Consider the following 19232-nt stretch of genomic DNA (forward strand, 5'->3'; position numbering starts at 1 on the left):
ATGCCGCTTCTGGCGCTCGCCTTCCTGGCCTTCATCGGGCTGGGATTGCCTGACCCGCTGCCGGGCAGCCTCTGGCCGGAACTGCAACCGCATTTCGGCGTGGCCAATGCGGGGCTGGGCCTGGTGCTGGCCGCCAATGCCACGGGCTACATCACGGCCGGGCTGCTGGCGGCGCGGCTGATCCGGGGGTTGGGCATCGGGCTGCTGCTGTCCGTCAGCCTGGCGGCCACCGCGACGGCCGCCCTGGGACAGGGCCTCGCGCCGCCCTGGTGGGGCTTCGTGGCGCTCGCCGTGCTGGCGGGTGTGGGCGGGGGCGCGGTGGACGCGGCGCTCAACCTCTTCGCCGCGCACCGCTTCCGCCCGCGCCACCTGAACTGGCTGCATGGCTGCTGGGGCATCGGCGCCACGCTGGGTCCGCTGGCGGCGGCTCTGCTGCTGGCGGGCGGCTTCGGCTGGCAGGCGGGCTACCTTGTGGTGGGCGCCGTGCTGGCCGCGCTGTCACTGGCCTTCGGCCTGACGCGCCGGCGGTGGGATGCGGGCGCACACCAGGGGGGCGGGGGCGCGGACCTCTCGGCTCTGGCCGTGCTGCGCCACCCGGTGGCGCGGCTGCAGATCGTCATCTTCTTCCTCTACACCGGCATCGAGGCCGGGGCGGGGCAATGGGCCGCCACCATCCTCACCGCCGCGCGCGGCGCCACCGCGGCCGAGGGCGCGGCCGCCGCCACCACCTTCTTCGCGGCGCTGACGCTGGGGCGCATCGGCCTCGGCTTCGTGGTGGACCGGGTGGGGGCGGACCTTCTGCTGCGGCTTCTCACCCCCGTGACGGTGCTGGGCGCGCTGCTTCTGGCCTCGGGCTGGGCGGATTTCCCGGCACTCGGGTTGATGGCGCTGGCCCTCGCCCCGATCTATCCGACGGTGATGGCCCGGACGCCCTCACGCCTCGGCGTCCAGGCGGCGGCGCAGGCGGTGGGGTTCCAGGTCTCCGCCGCCATGCTGGGCGTGGCGGTGGTGCCGGCCCTGCTCGGGCTGGCGGCCGACCTGGCCGGGGCGCGCATCCTGCCCTGGCTGCTGGCGTTGGGCTGCGTGGGGCTTTCCGCGCTCATCTGGCGCCTGCCCGCCGCGAAGGAGTGAATGCCCCATGGGCCTGCTGATCAACGGCGTCTGGCACGCCGATACCCCCCTCGTCGCCACCAAGGACGGCGCCTTCGTCCGCAACGAAAGCCCTTTCCGCAACTGGGTGACGGCCGATGGCGCCCCCGGCCCCACGGGCGAGGGCGGTTTCCAGGCCGAGCATGGGCGCTATCACCTCTATGTCTCGCTGGCCTGCCCCTGGGCGCACCGCACGCTGATCTTCCGCGCGCTGAACGGGCTGCAGGATTCCATCAGCGTCTCGGTGGTGAACTGGCTGATGCTCGGCCATGGCTGGACCTTCGTGGAGGGCGAGGGCGTGGTGCCGGACCCCATCCACAACGCCCGCTTCCTGCACGAGATCTACACCGCCGCCGACCGGCGCTTCACCGGCAAGGTCACCGTGCCCGTGCTGTGGGACAAGGCGCGCGGCACCATCGTGAGCAATGAGAGCGCCGATATCATCCGGATGCTCGACAGCGCCTGGGGCGGCGGCGGGCGCCATTACCCGGACGCTTTGCGCGAGGAGATAGATGCGCTGAACGCGCGCATCTACGACACGCTGAACAACGGGGTCTACAAGGCCGGCTTCGCCACCACCCAGGCGGCCTATGAGGCGGCGGTGAACCCTCTCTTCGAGACGCTGGACTGGCTGGAGGCCCAGCTCACCACGCGCCGCTACCTTTGCGGCGACGTGATCACGGAGGCCGATTGGCGCCTCTTCCCCACGCTGCTGCGCTTCGACGCGGTCTATGCTGGCCACTTCAAGTGCGACCGGCGGCGCATCGCGGACTACCCCGCGCTGTCAGGCTATCTGCGTGAACTCTACCAATGGCCAGGCGTGCGCGAGACGGTGAACTTCTCCCACATCCGCCGCCATTACTATGAAAGCCACCGTGGCCTGAACCCGCACGGCATCGTGCCCGTGGGGCCGGTGCTGGACTATGACCGGCCCCATGAGCGCGGCGGCGGGGGGCTTGGGGTCGCGTGATTCACGCCCGCGGGCCTTCGCCCCGCGGCGACTACCCCTTTGCCGCCAGATGCGCCCGCCACCCGCCCAGCGCGGTGATGTCGGGCGCGCTGGCCACGCCTTCGGCCTCGGCCAGGAAGCCCAGGATGCGGCTGCCGTCCTCCAGCGCCACCTGGCCGAAGCCCAGCGGCGGCGGGATTTCGGCGAGGAATGGCCCGATGCTGGCAGCAGGCACGGCCCAGGCCTCGCCCGCGATCATGCCGCCGCCGGTCGCCACATGCAGCATTCCCGGCCGGTTGCCGAGGTCATACAGCCGGTAGGCCGGCGCGGTGCGGGCCGCGCGCAGGAAGCGCCCACCATGGCCCAGCATCTGCCGGTTCAGCGGCAGCCCGGCCATGTGCGCGCCGATGGCGAAGAGCGCGATTTCATGCGGCGCCAGCGGCGCGGGCACGGGGGGCAGGGGCCCGATGCCCGCCGCGTGATGGATGGCGGCCCCCAGGCCGCACAGCCGCCCCTCGCTGTGCGCCGGCCCGACCAGGGTGACGCCCGCCGGCGCCCCATCGGCCCGGAAGCCTGCCGGCACCGCGAGTGCCGCCAAGTCGCACAGGTTCACGAAATTCGTATAGGTGCCCAGCCGCGAATTGGCCGCGATGGGCGCCGCCTCCATGGCCGCCAGGGTCGGGATGCCGGGGCAGGTCGGCAGCAGCAGCGCGTCCACCTCGGCGAAGAGGCGCCGCGCCAGCAGCCGCGCGCCGGCCGCCGCGTGGAAGTCGTCGAAGGCGTCCATGGTGCGGCGCTCCAGCCCGCCTTCCAGGATGGCGCGCGTGACCGGGTGCAGGGCGTCCGGCCGCCGCACCACCCATTCCCGCAGCGCCGCCGTGCGCTCGGCCACCCAGGCCCCGTCATAGAGGCGGCGTGCCACCTCCAGCAGGGGGGCGATGTCCACGCGGCGGATGGTGGCGCCCATGGCCTCGGCGCGGGCCAGCGTGGCGTGGAACACCGCGGCATCGCCCGGCGTGTCGAAGACGAGCTGTTCCTCCAGCGGCGCGGCCAGGCTGGGGGCCGCGGGCGGCGCGTCCAGCGCGCGCCAGGTGGCGGGGGCGGGGCGGCTGTAGGGGTCCTCGGCATCGGGCCCGGCGGCGATGGCCAGCACGGCCGCCGCATCGGCCACCGAATGGGCGAAGATGGACACCACGTCGAGCGATCGGCAGGCCGGCACCACGCCCCGCGTCGGGATCAGCCCCAGGCTCGGCTTCAGGCCCACCAGGTTCTGCGCGGCGGCAGGCACCCGGCCCGAGCCCGCCGTGTCCGTCCCCAGGCTGAAGGCCGCGATGCCGGCCGCGACCGCCGTGGCGGAGCCGGAGGAGGAGCCCCCCGGGATCAGCTCCGCGCGGATGGCGTTGCGCGGGGTGCCGTAGGGGCTGCGCGTGCCGTTCAGGCCGGTGGCGAACTGGTCCAGGTTCACCTTGCCCAGCAGCAGCGCGCCGGCCGCGCGCAGCCGCGCCACGGCCGGCGCATCGGCCTCCGGCACATGGGCGAAGTCCGGGCAGGCGGCGGTGGTGGGCATGCCGCCCACGTCGATATTGTCCTTCACCACGAAGGGGATGCCGTGCAGCTTGCCCTGCGGCAGGCGTGCCGCCTCGGCCATGATCTCGGCCTCGGGGCGCAGGTGCAGGAACAGCGCGGGGTCGTTGAATGCCGCGATGCGGGCCAGCGCCTCGGCCGCGATGGTGGTGGCGGGCGTGCCGGCGGCGAGGCGGGCGCGCAGCCCCTCCAGGGTGACGATCATCGCAGCATCTCCGCCGCCACGCGCAGCAACAGGCCATCGGGCCGGCGCAGCGCCTCCAGCACGCGGAAATGATCGGCCCCCGGCACGGGCCAGAGCGGCCCCGGTGCCTGGGCCGCCGCGCGCCGCGCATGGAAGTCGCGCGACTGTCGGCACAGCTCGGGCAGTTCCGCGGCGCCATGGACGATGGCCATGGGCTTCATCACCACCGGCCGCCGCATCGGCGAGAGGTTGATGATCTCGTCATCGGTCAGCTTCAGCGCCGCGTTCAGGTAGGTGTCGCGGATCGGCCCCAGCTCGAAGATGCCGGAGATGGCGACGGCCGCACTCACCGACGGGTGTTCGGCTCCCAGCGCCGTCAAATGCCCGCCCGCGCTCCAGCCGGACAGCACCAGCGGCCCGCCCATGCCGTGCTCGGCGCCATGGACGGAAAGCCAGTCCAGCGCCGTGTTCAACTGCCAGACGATGCGCGTCAGCGTGGCGTCGGGCGCCAGGCTGTAGCCGCAGAGGGCCACGCCCCAGCCCATGGCGAGCGCGCCTTCGGCCATGCAGGCGAAATCCTGCCGGCGGTTCCATTGCCAGTAGCCGCCATGGACGAAGACGAGCACGGGGGCCGAGGGGTCGCGGCCCGGGAACAGGTCCCAGGCTTCGCGGTCGCTGGGGCCGTAGGCGAGGTTCAGGTGGCCGGGATGGGCGGCGCGGAAGGCTTCGGAGGCCTGGTTGCGTTCCTCGGTCAGCGCGGGGCTGTCGGCCACGGCCTTGCGGTTGTCATAGGCGTCGTCGCGTTCGCGCTGCGTGAGGCTTGCCCAATCCAGACCATTCGCCAGCTTCATCCGTGCCACCTCAGGGTTTTGCGGCGCAGCACACACCGCCGCGCCGCGCCTGTCCACCGTTTCGGCCGCCTCAGCCCGTGATGACGCGGATGGGGCTGCCCGCCTCATAGGCCTGGATGGCCTCGACCGCGCCGGCGAAATAGCTGCGGTAGTTCTCCTGCGTGACGTAGCCGAGATGCGGCGTCAGCACCGTGTTGGGCGCCGACAGCAGCGGGTGGTCCATGGGCAGCGGCTCGATGTCATAGACATCAATGCCGGCACCGGCGATGCGCTCTTCGCGCAGGGCCGCGATCAGCGCCGCCTGGTCGATGATGGGCCCGCGCGAGGTGTTCACCACGAAGGCATCGGGCTTCATCAGCGCGAGTTCCGCCGCACCCACCAGCCCGCGCGACCGCTCGGACAGGATGAGGTGGATGGAGAGCACATCGGCGCCCGCGAACAGCTCGGCCTTGTCCACCCGCGTCACGCCATGGGCCTCGGCGGCGGCGGCGGTCAGGTTCTGGCTCCAGGCGATGGTCTTCATGCCGAAGGCCTGGCCCACCTTCGCCACCTTCTGGCCGAGCTTGCCCAAACCGAGCAGCCCCAGCGTGCGCCCCTGCAACCCGACGCCCACCGCCGTCTGCCAGCGGCCCGCGCGCAGCGCGTCCTGCTGCGCCGGGATGCCGCGGGCGAGTGCGAGGATCAGCCCCCAGGTCAGGTCCACCGTGGGCGCGCCGAAGCTGGGCGTGCCGCTGAAGGTGATGCCGCGCGCGGCGCAGGCGGCGGCGTCGATGCCGCGGTTGCGCTCGCCCGTGGTGATCAGCAGCTTCAGGTTCGGCAGCCGCTCCAGCAGGGCGGCGGGGAAGGGCGTGCGCTCGCGCATGGCGAGGATGGCGTCGAAGGGCGCGAGGCGCGCCACCAGCGCGTCCTGGTCGTGCAGCGTGTCCTGGAAGACGGTGGCCTCGATGTGGGGCAGCTTCTCCCAGGGGCCCATGGCGAGGGTGACGCCCTGGTAGTCGTCCAGGATGGCGAGGCGCATAAGCTTTGGCATGGAATTTCCCCTTGGTGGTCAGGCTCTCAGCGCGCGTAGGGCATTGAGAATCACCGCCACGTCAATCGCCTCCTGCAACAAGGCGCCCTGCACGGGTGTGAGATAGCCCGCCGCCGCCGCGACCATGCCGAGGGTGGAAAGGCCGATGCCCGCCACCACGCTCTGCCGCGCGATGGCACGGGCGCGGGTGGCGGCGGCCAGCACCTCCGCGAGACGGCCGAGGCCCTCGCCCAGCAGCACCGCATCGGCGGCCTGGGCGGCGGCGGCCCCGCGCACGCCGACGGCCACGCCCACATCGGCGGCCGCCAGGGCGGGCGCGTCGTTCAGCCCATCGCCCAGCATCATCACGGGGCCATGGGCGCGGGTGGCGTGCAGCAGCGCGACCTTGCCGGAAGGGTCGAGCCGCGCATGGGCCGCATCGGCGCCCACGGCGCGGCCGATGGCGGCGACCCGCGCCTCGGTGTCGCCCGAGGCCAGTTCCACCCGCGCCACCCCCTGGCGGCGCAGCGCGGCAATGAGGGCGGGCGCTTCGGGCCGCAGCCGGTCGGCGAAGAGCAGCACGCCCGCCACGCGCCCCTCCACGGCAACGAGGGAGCGGGTGGCGCCTTCCAGCCCTTCCTCGGCCGTCAGCGGGGGCGGATGGCCTGTCGCATGGGCCTGCACGAAGGCGGCCCCGCCCACCAGGACGCGCTGGCCTTCCACCACGCCCTCCAGCCCCTCGCCGGGGGTTTCGCGCACCGATTCGGGCGTGGCCAGCGCAAGCCCGTGCGCCCGCGCCGCCGCCACCAGCGCATGGGCGATGGGGTGGGTGGAGGCCTGGTCCAGGCTGGCCGCCAGCCGCAGCGCCTCATCGCCGCCCGCATGGGCCACAAGTTCCGCCTGGCCGTGCGTCAGGGTGCCGGTCTTGTCCATGATGACGACGCGGATGCGCGACATGGCCTCCAGCGCCGCCGCCGATTTCACCAGCACGCCGAGCTTCGCCGCGCGCGAAAGCCCTGCCATCAGCGCCACCGGCACGGCCAGGATCAGCGGGCAGGGGGTGGCGACCACCAGCACGGCCAATGCCCGCGTGGCCTCGCCGGTCGCGGCCCAGGCGCCGCCGGCCAGGGTCAGGGTCAGCGCCAGGAAGCTCAGCGCCCAGCGGTCCGCCAGCCGCGCCATGGGCGCGCGGCTTTCCTGCGCGGCGCGCACCAGGCGCAATATGCCGCCATAGGTGCTGGCCTCCGCATCGGTGGTGGCCAGCAGGTCGAAGGCCTCGCCGGCATTGCCGCAGCCCGAGAGCAGCGCTTCGCCGCGCGCGGCGCGCATCGGCATGGGCTCGCCCGTCACGGCGGCGGTGTCGAGCAGGGCGGAATCACCCTCCAGCACGCCATCCACCGGCAGCACGGCCCCGCGCGGGATCAGCAGCCGGTCGCCGGGGCCGAGGGCCGCGATGGGCACCTCCTCCAGGCCCTGGGAGCCGTGGCGCAGCGCCGTGCGGGGCTGGCGGGCCAGCAGGGCCGTCATCTCGGCGCTGGCGCGGTGGCGGGCGTGGTCGTCGAGGAACTGCCCGCCGGCATACATCAGCGCCACCACATTGGCGGCGAGGTTCTCGTCCATCACCAGGGCGAAGCCGATGGCCAGGGCCGCGATGAGGTCCAGGCCGAACTCGCCCCCGCGCAGGCTGCGCGCCATCTCGGCCAGCAGGAGGGCCAGCACGGGCAGGGCGCCCATGGCGAAGGCGGCGCCCGGCACATGGCCCAACGCCCAGAGCACCCCGCCCGCCAGCAGGCCGAGCAGCGGTGGCGCCAGCAGCGCCCGCCGGTCGGCCAGGGGGGTCATGGTTGGGGGGTCATGGTTGGGGGGTCATGGTTGGGATGTCATGTCAGCAGGGCCTCGGCGGCGCGGCGCAGCGCCTCGGGCAGCGGCACGGTGCGGGATTGTTGGGCGCGGTCCACATAGACATGGGTGAAATGGCCCTCGGCCGCGGCCTGGTCCTCGTCATTGCGGAACAGCGCGAGTTCGTAGGTGATGGAGGAACCTCCCAGGCGCCGCGGCCGCAGCCCGCCCGTCACCTCGTCGGGGAAGGCCATGGGGGCATGATAGCGGCAACCCGTCTCGACCACGAGGCCCACATACGGGCTGCGCGCCAGGTCCAGCACGCCATGGTCCAGCAGGAAGCGCGCCACGAGCGTGTCGAACAGGCTGTAGTGCTGCACGTTGTTCATGTGCCCGTAGATATCATTGTCCATCCAGCGGGTGGCCATGGTGCGGAACCATCTGTAGTCGGCGCGGCGGCCAGGGGGTGCTCTCACGCGGGGGTTCCTTTCGGGACGCTGGGGTGGAGGATGTCCCGGTTCATCCCCGGTTTCCACTGGGGGAATGGCGGGAAGGGCTTCGCTCCGGCGCGCGGGGCGGCTATGCAGGCGCGTTGCAGCCTGGATGACACAAAGCCCCATGTCCGTCGCCGCGAGGCCCTCCCCCATGCCGGAAAGCTTCCGCCTGCGCGCGAGCAATTACAGCCTGCTGACCCTGCGCCTGCTGACGGGCCGCATCGAGGAGGTGCTGCCCGCGCTGGGCGACCAGTTCCAGAAGGCGCCCGGCTTCCTGCGCTTCGCGCCCATCGCCATCGGCCTCGACGATCTGGGCGATGACCGGGTGGACTTCCCGGCGCTGATCCAGGGGCTGCGCGCGCTGGAAATCCTGCCCATCGGCGTCACGGGCGGCACGCAGATGCAGCGCGCGGCGGCCGCCGGCGCGGGCCTGCCCACGCTGCGCCCCACCGGCCAGAAGGAGACGGAGGTGCAGGCCCCCGCACCCGTGGCGGCACCCCCGGTGGCCATGAATCCGCCGCCCGCCGCCGCCGCCACGCCGCCGCCCATGGCCGCCGCCGCGCGCACCCTGGTCGTGGAGCAGAACATCCGCGCCGGCCAGCGCGTCCATGCCCAGGGTGCCGACCTCGTCGTCATCGGCACCGTCAATGCCGGGGCCGAGGTCATCGCGGACGGCAACGTGCACATCTACGGCGCGCTGCGCGGCCGGGCCGTCGCCGGTGCCGGCGATGACGGCGAGGCGCGCATCTTCGCGCAGATCTTCGACCCGGAACTCGTCGCCATCGCGGGCTTCTATGCCGTGCGCGACGGGCTTTCGGGCACACCCATCGGCCGCGGCGCGATCGTCCGGCTGGAGGGCGAACAGCTTCGGTTCAGCCCGATCGGCTGAGCCGACCCAACCGGGAGGGATTTCTTCATGGCGCAGGTGATCGTCGTCACATCGGGCAAGGGGGGCGTGGGCAAGACCACCAGCTCCGCCGCCTTCGCCACCGGCCTCGCGCAGCGGGGCAAGAAGACCGTCGTCATCGATTTCGACGTGGGGCTGCGGAACCTCGACCTCATCATGGGGGTCGAGCGGCGGGTGGTGTTCGACATCGTGAACGTCATCCAGGGCGAGGCGAAGCTCAACCAGGCCCTGATCCGCGACAAGCGGGTGGACGGGTTGTGCATCCTTCCCGCCAGCCAGACCCGCGACAAGGACGCGCTGACGCGCGAGGGCGTGCAGGGCATCATCGAGGAGCTGTCGAAGGAGTTCGACTACATCCTCTGCGACAGCCCGGCCGGCATCGAGAAGGGCGCGCTGCTGGCGCTGTATTTCGCCGACGCCGCGGTGGTGGTGACCAACCCCGAGGTCAGCTCGGTGCGCGACAGCGACCGCATCCTCGGCGTGCTGCAATCCAAGTCCAAGCGCGCCGAGGAGGGCAAGGAGCCGGTGAAGCAGCATCTGCTCCTCACCCGCTACGACCCCGCCCGCGTGGAGCGCGGCGAGATGCTGAAGCTCGATGACGTGCTGGAAATCCTGGCCATCCCGCTGCTGGGCGTGATCCCGGAGAGCGAGAGCGTGCTCAAGGCCAGCAACAGCGGCAACCCCGTGATCCTGGACAGCGAGAGCCCCGCGGGCCAGGCCTATGCCGACGCCGTGGCGCGCTTCCTGGGCGAGGAGAAGCCGCACCGCTTCATCGAGGCCGAGAAGAAGAAGGGCTTCTTCGGGCGCCTGTTCGGCGGGAGGGCGGCATGAGCTGGCTGAACTTCTTCCGCACCCGCCGCGACGAGGCGGCCGCCGGGAGCAACGCGAACCTGGCCAAGGACCGGCTGCAGGTCATCATCAGCCATGAGCGCGTCTCCCGCACGCGGGAGGATTTTCTGCCGAAGATGCAGCAGGAACTCGTCGCCGTGGTCACGCGCTATGTGGCGGTGGACCCCGACAAGGTGCAGGTGAACCTGGAGCGTGGCGCGGACCTTTCCACGCTGGCCATCGAGATCGAGCTGCCGGGCCCGAAGGGCAAGCTGACGTGAGCTTCGAGCAAGCGGCGGCGCACGCCCAGGCGCACGAAACCCCCTGGCCGCGCGACATCCTGGCGCATCTGGAAAGCGGCTTCTTCGAACCCGCGCCGGACAACGAGGTGCTGGGCCCGACGGCCCCGCGCGGCGGCCCGGCCGGCATCATCTTCCAGCGCGGGCAGCGCGTGGCCGAATGGGGCGACACGCAGCGCGCGGACATGACCTTCAGCGTGGCCAAGTCCTACCTCGCCATGCTGGCGGGGCTGGCCGTGCAGGATGGCCTGCTGCCCGACCTGGACGAGGAGGTGCGCCGCCGCGCCGCGCACCCGGCCTTCGAAGGCGCGCAGAACGGCCGGATCACCTGGCGGCATCTGCTGACCAACACCTCGGAGTGGGAAGGCAGCCTCTTCGGCAAGAGCGACCTGATCGACCGCGGTCGGAATTTGGGCGTGGAAGGGCAGGGGAAGAAGCGCAGCACGCGGCCCTTGCAGGCGCCGGGCGCCTATTGGGAATACAATGACGTGCGCGTGAACGCGCTGTCTTTGGGCCTGCTGCTGTTGTTCCGGCGCAGCCTTCCCGATGTGTGGCGCGAGCGCATCATGGGCCCCATCGGCGCCAGCGCGGATTGGCATTGGCATGGCTATTCGACCTCAGGCGTCGAGATCGGCGGGCAGGTCATCGAGAGCGTCTCGGGCGGCGGCCATTGGGGCGGGGGCATCTTCATCTCCGCCGAGGACCAGGCGCGCGTGGGCCTGCTGGTGGCGGCGGATGGCGAGTGGCAGGGCCGGCGCCTCATCGCGAAGGAGTGGCTCGACCTCTGCCGCGCCCCCTGCGCGCTGAACCCGCATTACGGCTTCCTGTTCTGGCTCAACACCGGCCGTACCAAGTGGCCGAGCGCCAGCGAGGGCGCGGTGTGCTTCTCCGGCGCCGGCGGCAACACGACCTGGATGGAGCCGGAAGGCGGCATCATGAGCGTGACGCGCTGGCTCGATCCCGCGCAGTTGGATGGCTACATGGCGAGGGTGCGCGCCGCCGCATGAGCCTCGCGCGCGTGGCCACCTTCGCCTTCGCCGGCATCGAGGCGGTGCCGGTGGAGGTGCAGGTGCAGCTCGCCTCCGGCCTGCCGGCCTTCCTGGTGGTGGGGCTGGCCGACAAGGCCGTGGGCGAATCGCGCGAACGGGTGCGGGCGGCGCTGACCGGGCTGGGGCTTTCGCTGCCCCCCAAGCGCATCCTGGTGAACCTGGCCCCGGCCGACCTCGCCAAGGAGGGCAGCCATTACGACCTGCCCATCGCGCTGGCCCTGCTCGCCGCCATGGACGTGCTGCCGCGCGAGGAATTGGCCGGTTTCGCCGCACTGGGCGAACTGGGGCTTGATGGCGCGCTGTTGCCGGTGGCGGGCGTGCTGCCGGCCGCACTTGGCGCCTCCCAACGCAACCTCGGCCTGATCTGCCCCGCCGCCCAGGGCGCCGAGGCCGCCTGGGCTGGGCGCGGGCAGGTGCTGGCGCCGGCGGACCTGCCGGCTTTGCTCAACCATTTCCGGGGCGTGCAGGTGCTGGCGCCGCCCGCGCCGCCGCACCTCGCCCCCGAACCCTGGCGCGGCCCCTGCCTCTCCGAGGTGAAGGGGCAGGAGACGGCCAAGCGCGCCCTGGAAATCGCCGCCGCCGGAGGGCACAACCTGCTGCTGGTCGGCCCACCCGGCGCGGGCAAGTCCATGCTGGCCCAGCGCCTGCCCGGCCTGTTGCCGGACCTCTCGCCGGAGGAGGCGCTGGAGCTTTCCCTGGTGCATTCCGTCGCCGGGCTGCTGCGCGATGGGCGCCTGCTCACGCGCCCACCCTTCCGCGACCCCCACCATTCCGCGAGCCAGGCGGCCCTCATCGGCGGCGGCAACAAGGGGCGGCCGGGCGAGATCAGCCTGGCCCACCACGGGGTGCTGTTCCTGGACGAGTGGCCCGAATTCCCGCGCCCCGCCTTGGAATCGCTGCGCCAGCCCATGGAGAGCGGCCGCGCGGTCATCGCGCGCGCCAATGCCCATGTCACCTGGCCCGCGCGCTTCCAGTTGATCGCGGCCATGAACCCTTGCCGCTGCGGCTTCCTGGGTGATCCGGGGCGCGAATGCTCACGCGCGCCCCGCTGCGGCGAGGAATACACCGACCGCCTCAGTGGCCCATTGCTCGACCGCATGGACCTGACCGTCGAGGTGCAGCCCGTGCCGGCCGCCGAACTTTCCCGCGCGCCGGCGGGCGAGACCACCGCCGCTGTCGCCGCGCGCGTGGCCCGCGCCCGCGCCGTCCAGCGCGCCCGCTATGGCGAGGACGGCCCCCGCCACAACGCGGCGGCCGAGGGTGCCGCGCTGGAGGAAAAATTGGTGCTGGACGAGATGGCCCGCCAGCTACTGGAACAGGCGACGGAACGGCTGGGCCTTTCCGCCCGCGGCCACACCCGCATGCTGCGCGTGGCCCGCACCATCGCGGACCTGGCCGGGAGTGCCGCCGTCACCCGCGCCCATGTGGCCGAAGCCTTGGCCTATCGCGGCCGGCGCGGCATGCGGAGGATCGGATGAAGCGCTTCCTGCTGGCCTTCCTGTTCTGCGCGGCACCGGCCTGGGCCCAGCCCGCCGCGCCGCAGGCGGGCGGTGTCATGCCGTCGCAGCCGGCCAACATGGTGGTGGCGGGCCATCCGCTGGCCGCCGAGGCCGGCATGGCCATGCTGCGCGCCGGGGGCACCGCGCTCGATGCCGCCGTCGCCGTCCAGGCGGTGCTGACGGTGGTGGAGCCCCAGGCTTCGGGCATCGGCGGCGGCGCCTTCCTGCTGCATTGGGACGGCCGGGCCATCACCGCCTGGGATGGGCGCGAGGAAGCCCCCTCCGCCGCCACGGGCGAATTGTTCCTGCGCGACGGCCGCCCCATGCCCTTCCGCGAGGCGGTGGTGGGCGGCCGTGCCGTGGGCGTGCCCGGCGTGATGCGGATGCTGGAGGCGGCGCACCGCGAGCATGGCGTGCTGCCCTGGGCGCAGCTTTTCCAACCCGCCATCCGGCTGGCGGAAGAGGGCTTCACGGTCTCGCCCTATCTGGCCCGCGCCCTGGCCGCGACGGCACCTGCCCTGCGGGGCGACCCCGGCGCGGCGGCGCTGTTCCTGACGCCGGCGGGCGCGCCACTGCCCGCCGGGACCACCCTCCGCAACCCCGCCTTGGCCGAGACCCTGCGCGCGCTGGCGACACGCGGCGCCGACGCGCTGCACACAGGCCCCATCGCGGAGGAGATCCTGCGCGTGGTGCGCGGCCACGCCAATGCCGGCCTGATGACGGCGGAGGATTTGGCGAACTACACCCCGCGCCGCACCCAGGCGCTGTGCATGCCCTATCGCGCCTTCACGCTGTGCGGGCCGCCGCCGCCCTCGGGGGCCGCGGTGGTGCTGCAGATCCTGGGGCTGCTCGCGCATTTCGACATGCTGGCCCTGCCGCCGGACAGCGCCGATGCGGCGATGCTGGTGGGCGAGGCCGGGCGGCTGGCCTTCGCCGACCGCAACATGTTCATGGCCGACCCGGCGCATGTGGCGGTGCCCGTCTCCGGCCTGCTGGACCCCGCCTACATGAACCAGCGCGCGCAGCTCATGAACCGCGACCACGCCATCGCGGCCATAGCCCCAGGCAATCCGCGCTTCGGCGGCCCGCCGATGGCCAGCCAGCCGCCGCAGCCCGAGGGCGGCACGGCGCAGGTCTCGATCCTGGACGCGGCCGGCCGCGCGGTCAGCATGACAACCACCATCGAGGGCGTGATGGGCGCGCATGTGGTGGCCGCGGGCTTCCTGCTGAACAATCAGCTGACCGACTTCAGCTTCGCGCCGGAGCGCGACGGGCGGCCCATCGCCAACCGGGTGGCGGGCGGCAAGCGGCCGCGTTCCTCCATGTCGCCCATCCTCGTGTTTCGCGATGGGCGGCTGGAGGCCATCACCGGCTCGCCCGGCGGGGCGCGGATCATCGGCTATGTGGCGCAGTCGCTGGTCGGGCTGCTGGATTGGGAGATGACGCCGCAGCAGGTCGCCGCCATGCCCCATGTCGGCCCGCTGAACGCCACGGTGGAGCTGGAGGCCGGCACGCCCGCCGCCGCCCTGGCCCCTGTCCTGGCCGCGCGCGGGCTGGAGGTGGCGGTGCGGGAGATGCATTCGGGCCTGCACATCATCCGCCTGCGTCCCGGCCAGCCGCCCCTGGGTGGGGCCGATCCCCGCCGCGAAGGCATGGTGGCCACGGAATAGGTGGGGTTGCCCTCCGGTTCACCCTGGCCCTAGCCTGCAACCACCGCGTGTCTCCGGCTTGGGGCAGCGGATGGGAGGCGAATGGGCGCGGGCGCCATCGGGGCGGGCCGCGCGCCGGCAAGCGGGGAGAGACAGCAATGAAGCAGGGTGTTCTGGCGGCGGTGGCGGTACTGGCGGTGACGATGGGCCCGGTGGTGGCGCAGAACTACAACCTCCGCCCCTCCTTCGGCACGGTCAACCTCAACGCGAATTTCTATCCCGATCCCTATGTGATCCGCGTCACCGCGGGTGGCTCCATCCCGGCCGAGCGGCTGGGCGGTTCGCAATGCGTGGGCACCATCGCCGAGGCGCCGGATGTCCGGCTGAACTACCGGGCGGGGCAGGGACTGCCGCTCTACCTCTCGGCCACCGCACGCGCCGACATCACCCTGGTGGTGAACCTGCCCAATGGCCGCTGGGCCTGCAATGACGACTTCATCGGGACCGATCCCGGCCTCGTCTTCCCCAATCCCATGTCCGGCCAATACGACATCTGGATCGGCCATTACGGGCGCGGTGCGGGCGTGCCCGCGCAGCTGCGGATTTCGGAGATTCCGCCGCGCTGAAGTTTGGCGCGATTTCAATTTTTGGTTGATTTTTCCTCTTCATTGATCCTGCCCGATGCGCCAGGATCAAGGCGGCAAGGAAGGGAACAGGCGGGCCACTGGGGCGCGCGCCTTTCCGCGCCCACGGAAAAACGCCATGTCCGCCAGGCTTCTTGCCGCAGCCACTCTCCTCTCCGTGACGGTGGGGCCCGTCGTCGCGCAGAACTACAGCCGCCCGCCTTCCTTCGGCACACTCAACCTCAGCGCGAATTTCGCGCCGGACCCGGTGGTGGTGAACGTCACCGCCGGTGGAAACGTCCAGGCTGAGCGTCTGGGTGGGTCGCAATGCGTGGGCACCATCGCCGACGCACCGGATGTGCGGCTGAACTACCGCGCGGGGCAGGGGCTGCCGCTCTATATCTCGGCCACCTCGCGCGCCGATGTCACGTTGGTGGTGAACCTGCCCAATGGCCGCTGGGCCTGCAATGACGATTTCCGGGGCACCGACCCGGGCCTCATCTTCAACAATCCCATGTCCGGCCAATACGACATCTGGATCGGTCATTATGACCGCGGCAGCCGCGTGCCGGCGCAGCTGCGGATTTCGGAGATCCTGCCGCGCTGAGGCGGCGGCGCGGTCAGATCAGCCGCGCCTCGAAGGGCGGCAACAGGTCGGGCGCGTCGAACTCGACCACCCAGAGGTCGGGGTCGCGCTTCACCTGGCGCGCCACATAGGCGTCGGCGGTGTCCTCGGCCACGGGGGCGTCGCCCGTGCCGCGCAGCCAGGCGGGGCGGCCCTCGGCATCGCGCGCCTGGGCCAGGACCACCTGCCCCTCGCGGCCCCGCAGCACGCAGAGGATGCCGCCCGAATCCGGGTCTCCCTTACGCAGCACGGCGGCGCCGCGGCCGGCCATGTCCGACATCCGCACCGCCATCGAGACCCAGATATGCGCCTTGACCTTCGCGTCCATGCGGCCTGTGTGGCGCGCCACCCCGCTTGCAGCAAGCCCCGCGCCCGTCCACATAATAGGTTCCTCCATACATGGACCCACGGGCATGGACTCGATCAAGGTGACGCGTGAGACGCAGGGCCTGGCCACTCTCACGCCGGGCCAGCGCGCCTATGAGGCGAAGCGCGCGGCCAAGGCCGGCATGACGCTGGAAGCCTGGATGCGCGACAAGGAACGCCGCGCCAAGGCCGAGGCCGCCGAAGCCGCGAAGGCGGCGCGCACCGAGGTGGCGCTGCCGGGCAAGAAGCCCGGCTTCTTCTCCCGCCTGATGGAGAGGGCCCAGCGCCCGCTCTGAAGCCGTTCGGGGCTGATCCACGCCTTCGGAAAATACCGAAGGCGATCAGCGCTATACGCCCGGCGGCTGATCCACGCCTTCGGAAAATACCGAAGGCGACCAGACGCTACACGCCCACGAAAAGCCGTTCGGCCAGCAGTTCCGGCAGGCCCGCGGCGCGGATCTTGGTGGCCGCGCGCGCCACATCATAGGCCACGCGGCGCTGGGTGATGAGGCGTGCGCCGGGGTCCAGCAGCGCGTAGCACGCCTCCGCCTGGCCGTTGCGCGGCTGGCCCACGGCGCCCACCACCGCCAGCCAGCGATGCGCGGCATCGAGGGCGAGGGGCCGGTCCTCCTCGAAGGGCACCGGCGCCACATGCTCCGCCCCCGACAGCCGCCACAGGGCCGGCACATGGGTGTGGCCGCACAGCGTCAGCCAGGCGGGCGTGGCCAGCAGGCTGCGCCGCGCGGTGCGCGAATCCGTCACATAGCGCCATTCGCCCGGGGCCGAGGCATCGGCATGGGTGAAGAGGATGCCGGCCTCCATATGGGTCAACGGCAGCCCGGCCAGCCATTCCCGCGCCTCCGGCGCCAGCCGGTCCATGGTCCAGCGCATGGCGGCGGCGGCCAGGGTGGAGAAGCCCTGCGGCCCGAGGCTCGCCGCCTCGTCATGGTTGCCGCGCAGCACCACGGCGCCCTCGGATTGCAGGATGCGCGCGCGCGCCACCACCTCCCAGGGGTCTGCGCCATAGCCCACCAGGTCGCCCAGGAAGACGAGGCGCTCCGCCCCCGCTGCGCGCGCATCGGCGAGGCAGGCCTCCAGCGCCTCCAGATTGGCGTGGACGTCGGTGAGGATCGCGATCCGCATGGGGCTCAGGCTTGCCCGGACGGGCGGGGCTGGCAACCCCGCATCAGCCCAGGCTGTCGGACAGGCGCAGGGTGACACGCAGCCCGGGCGGTGCCACTCCCGGCCGGGCGTCTGCCAGCAACACCTCGCCGCCATGCAACTGCGCCACCGCCCGCACCAGCGAAAGGCCGAGGCCCGAGCCCGGCGTGTTGCGCGAGGCATCGGCGCGGAAGAAGCGGTCGGTGGCGCGCGCGCGTTCCTCGGGCGGCAGGCCGGGCCCCGTGTCGCTCACGGCCACCTCGATGCCGCCCTCCTCCTGCCGCGCGGCCAGGCGCACCACCCCGCCCGGTGGCGTGAACTTGATGGCGTTGTCCAGCAGGTTCGCGACGGCCTGCAGCAGCAGGTCGCGGTCGCCCACCATCACCAGATGCTCGGGCAGGGCGGTTTCCAGGCGCTGGTCGCGCGCCTCGGCCATCACCTCATAGAATTCGGCGGCGTCGCGCAGCACCTCGGGCAGGTCCATGGGCGCGAAGGCGGCGCGGCGGGCGCCGGCCTCGGCCTCGGCGATGCGCAGCAGGGCCTGGAAGACGCGGCTGATGTTGTCGAGATCCTGGATGCCCTGCTCGATGGCGGCCCGCCAATCCTCCTCGGTGCGGGCGGTGGCGAGGCTTTCCTCCAGCTTGCCGCGCGCGCGGGCGATGGGGGTGCGCAGGTCATGGGCGATGGCGTCGGAGACGCTCCGCACGCCGGCCATGAGGGCGGCGATGCGGTCCAGCATGTCATTCATGGTGGAGGCGAGGCGGTCGAACTCGTCGCCATGGTCCGAGAGGGGCACGCGGCGCGACAGGTCACCCCCCGCGATGCCCAGCGCCGTCACCACCGCCGGCCGCATCCGGTTCTGCAGGGAGCGGCGGACGATGTTCGCCCCCAGCAGCGCGAAGAGGAACATCCCCCCCAGCGACCACGCGACCCCCTCGGTCAGCAGCAGGCGGAGTTGCACGCGCTCGCTCTCGTCGCGGCCCACCAGCAGGCGCAACCCGGGCAGGTCGCGCCGATGGACCCGCGCCTCGGAGATCACGCCATCCTGGTCGAAGCGGGTGCGGAACCACAGGCCTTCCTCGCCGATGGCGGTGGGCCAGCGTTCCAGGTTGCCGGCGAGCTTGATGCCCTCCTCGTCCTGCAGGAGGTAGAGCGTCTCCGCCGCGGCATCGAGGGAAAGGCGTTCCTCGATGGCCTCGATCAGCCCGTAGAGCCCCGTCTCGCGGTGCCGTTCGGCCAGCGCCGCCGCATCGGCGCGGATGGCCGCGATGGTCTGCCGGTCGAGCGCGCCCGCGGTCGCCCACCACAGCACCGCCACCAGCAGCCAGGCGGCGGCGGAGAAGGTGCCCATGAAGAGCAGGGCGATGCGGAAGGCGGCCGATTGCAGCAGCCGCGGCGGCGCGCTGCGTGGGAAGCCCTGCGCCATGCCCCGGAGGGGGCCGGGACCCTCCGCCAAGCCTCAGCCCTCGGCGCGGATCATGTAGCCGGCGTTGCGCACCGTATGGATCAGAGGCTTGTCGAAGCCGCGGTCGAGCTTCTGCCGCAGGCGCGACACATGCACGTCGATCACGTTGGTCTGCGGGTCGAAATGGTAGTCCCAGACCTTCTCCAGCAGCATGGTGCGGGTGACCACCTGGCCGGCATGGCGCATCAGATGCTCCAGCAGGCGGAATTCGCGGGGCTGCACGTCGATCTTCTTGCCCGCCCGGGTCACGGTGCGGCTGAGCAGGTCCAGCTCCAGGTCGGCCACCTTGAGGCGCGTGACGGGTGCCTCGCTGGAGGGGCGGCGGCCCAGCGCCTCGCAGCGCGCGAGCAGCTCGGCGAAGGCGAAGGGCTTCACCAGGTAGTCATCGCCGCCGGCCTTGAGGCCGCGCACCCGCTCATCCACGCCGGACAGCGCCGAGAGGAACAGCACGGGCGTGCGGTTATCCTGCTGGCGCAGGGTTTCCACGATGCGCACGCCATCCACGCCGCCGGGCAGCATGCGGTCCAGCACCAGAAGGTCGAAGGCCTCCGAGGCGGCGAGGAACAGGCCGTCGCGGCCATTCCCGGCCTGCTCGACGGTGTGCCCGGCCTCCTGGAGGCCCTTCTTCACGAAGCGGGCGACCTCGACATCGTCCTCCACCAGCAGGATCCGCATGGGCTGTTCCGTTTCCGTCCTTGTCGG

The 19232-nt window shown here is 72.2% G+C and carries 20 protein-coding genes; 11 read left to right on the top strand and 9 right to left on the bottom strand.

The annotated features are described in order from the left end of the window. Together GGQ83_RS19575 and GGQ83_RS19580 are read left to right on the top strand one after the other, a co-directional pair. Positions 1–1131 carry an MFS transporter gene (locus GGQ83_RS19575; RefSeq protein ID WP_184386685.1) on the top strand — a complete coding sequence of 377 codons (1131 nt, stop codon included), beginning with the start codon at positions 1–3 and terminating at the stop codon, positions 1129–1131. 7 nt (positions 1132–1138) lie between these two features. Next, positions 1139–2119 (top strand): glutathione S-transferase family protein, encoded by a 981-nt coding sequence (locus GGQ83_RS19580; RefSeq protein WP_184386686.1) that lies wholly within the window; start codon positions 1139–1141, stop codon positions 2117–2119. A 31-nt stretch (positions 2120–2150) separates the two neighbouring features. Here the strand turns inward: GGQ83_RS19580 and atzF are convergent, their stop codons facing one another. The 5 genes from atzF to GGQ83_RS19605 form a co-directional block, all read right to left on the bottom strand. Next, positions 2151–3887 carry an allophanate hydrolase gene (gene atzF, locus GGQ83_RS19585; protein ID WP_184386687.1) on the bottom strand — a complete coding sequence of 579 codons (1737 nt, stop codon included), beginning with the start codon at positions 3885–3887 and terminating at the stop codon, positions 2151–2153. Next, a complete protein-coding gene (locus GGQ83_RS19590; protein ID WP_184386688.1) occupies positions 3884–4717 on the bottom strand; it encodes an alpha/beta hydrolase in 834 nt (277 codons plus the stop codon). The genes atzF and GGQ83_RS19590 overlap by 4 nt, the downstream gene beginning before the upstream one ends. Before the next feature lie 70 nt (positions 4718–4787). Then, positions 4788–5747, bottom strand: a complete 960-nt coding sequence (locus GGQ83_RS19595) for a D-2-hydroxyacid dehydrogenase family protein (RefSeq protein ID WP_242534792.1) — start codon at positions 5745–5747, stop codon at positions 4788–4790. Between the two features lie 18 nt (positions 5748–5765). Then, positions 5766–7568: a heavy metal translocating P-type ATPase gene (locus tag GGQ83_RS19600; RefSeq protein WP_184386689.1), complete on the bottom strand. Its 1803-nt coding sequence runs from the start codon at positions 7566–7568 to the stop codon at positions 5766–5768. 38 nt (positions 7569–7606) lie between these two features. Further along, complete coding sequence (locus tag GGQ83_RS19605) at positions 7607–8041, bottom strand: acyl-CoA thioesterase (protein ID WP_311728818.1); 435 nt, start codon at positions 8039–8041, stop codon at positions 7607–7609. A gap of 142 nt (positions 8042–8183) precedes the next feature. Between GGQ83_RS19605 and minC the strand changes: the two genes are divergently transcribed. The 8 genes from minC to GGQ83_RS19645 all read left to right on the top strand — a co-directional run bounded on the left by minC (position 8184) and on the right by GGQ83_RS19645 (position 15520). Then, positions 8184–8948 carry a septum site-determining protein MinC gene (gene minC, locus GGQ83_RS19610; RefSeq protein WP_184386690.1) on the top strand — a complete coding sequence of 255 codons (765 nt, stop codon included), beginning with the start codon at positions 8184–8186 and terminating at the stop codon, positions 8946–8948. A gap of 27 nt (positions 8949–8975) precedes the next feature. Beyond that, the gene (gene minD, locus GGQ83_RS19615) at positions 8976–9797 is read left to right on the top strand and encodes a septum site-determining protein MinD (protein ID WP_184386691.1); all 822 of its coding nucleotides are present in this window, start codon (positions 8976–8978) and stop codon (positions 9795–9797) included. Next, positions 9794–10075 (top strand): cell division topological specificity factor MinE, encoded by a 282-nt coding sequence (minE, locus tag GGQ83_RS19620; RefSeq protein WP_184386692.1) that lies wholly within the window; start codon positions 9794–9796, stop codon positions 10073–10075. The genes minD and minE overlap by 4 nt, the downstream gene beginning before the upstream one ends. Beyond that, complete coding sequence (locus GGQ83_RS19625) at positions 10072–11100, top strand: serine hydrolase domain-containing protein (RefSeq protein WP_184386693.1); 1029 nt, start codon at positions 10072–10074, stop codon at positions 11098–11100. The genes minE and GGQ83_RS19625 overlap by 4 nt, the downstream gene beginning before the upstream one ends. Next, a complete protein-coding gene (locus tag GGQ83_RS19630) occupies positions 11097–12620 on the top strand; it encodes a YifB family Mg chelatase-like AAA ATPase (protein ID WP_184386694.1) in 1524 nt (507 codons plus the stop codon). The genes GGQ83_RS19625 and GGQ83_RS19630 overlap by 4 nt, the downstream gene beginning before the upstream one ends. Continuing rightward, positions 12617–14311 carry a gamma-glutamyltransferase family protein gene (locus GGQ83_RS19635; protein WP_184386695.1) on the top strand — a complete coding sequence of 565 codons (1695 nt, stop codon included), beginning with the start codon at positions 12617–12619 and terminating at the stop codon, positions 14309–14311. The genes GGQ83_RS19630 and GGQ83_RS19635 overlap by 4 nt, the downstream gene beginning before the upstream one ends. 137 nt (positions 14312–14448) lie before the next feature. Beyond that, positions 14449–14916, top strand: a complete 468-nt coding sequence (locus GGQ83_RS19640; protein WP_184386696.1) for a peptidase S1 — start codon at positions 14449–14451, stop codon at positions 14914–14916. A 136-nt stretch (positions 14917–15052) separates the two neighbouring features. Then, positions 15053–15520, top strand: coding sequence for a peptidase S1 (locus GGQ83_RS19645; protein WP_184386697.1), 468 nt, complete (start codon positions 15053–15055; stop codon positions 15518–15520). A gap of 13 nt (positions 15521–15533) precedes the next feature. Here the strand turns inward: GGQ83_RS19645 and GGQ83_RS19650 are convergent, their stop codons facing one another. Next, positions 15534–15866 (bottom strand): DUF1491 family protein, encoded by a 333-nt coding sequence (locus GGQ83_RS19650; protein ID WP_184386698.1) that lies wholly within the window; start codon positions 15864–15866, stop codon positions 15534–15536. Positions 15867–15951: 85 nt separating this feature from the next. On the opposite strand from GGQ83_RS19650, the gene GGQ83_RS19655 reads away from it, so the two are divergent. Beyond that, a complete protein-coding gene (locus GGQ83_RS19655) occupies positions 15952–16200 on the top strand; it encodes a hypothetical protein (protein WP_184386699.1) in 249 nt (82 codons plus the stop codon). Between the two features lie 106 nt (positions 16201–16306). On the opposite strand, the gene GGQ83_RS19660 is transcribed toward GGQ83_RS19655, so the two are convergent. From GGQ83_RS19660 to GGQ83_RS19670, 3 genes are read right to left on the bottom strand one after another with little or no spacing between them, the layout of a single operon-like run. Then, positions 16307–17047 (bottom strand): metallophosphoesterase family protein, encoded by a 741-nt coding sequence (locus tag GGQ83_RS19660; RefSeq protein ID WP_184386700.1) that lies wholly within the window; start codon positions 17045–17047, stop codon positions 16307–16309. Between the two features lie 43 nt (positions 17048–17090). Then, complete coding sequence (locus GGQ83_RS19665; protein ID WP_184386701.1) at positions 17091–18491, bottom strand: sensor histidine kinase; 1401 nt, start codon at positions 18489–18491, stop codon at positions 17091–17093. A 33-nt stretch (positions 18492–18524) separates the two neighbouring features. Further along, positions 18525–19205, bottom strand: a complete 681-nt coding sequence (locus GGQ83_RS19670; protein WP_184386702.1) for a winged helix-turn-helix domain-containing protein — start codon at positions 19203–19205, stop codon at positions 18525–18527. Positions 19206–19232: the final 27 nt, after the last annotated feature.

Source organism: Roseococcus suduntuyensis (genome assembly GCF_014196305.1).
GTDB classification, from domain to species: domain Bacteria; phylum Pseudomonadota; class Alphaproteobacteria; order Acetobacterales; family Acetobacteraceae; genus Roseococcus; species Roseococcus suduntuyensis.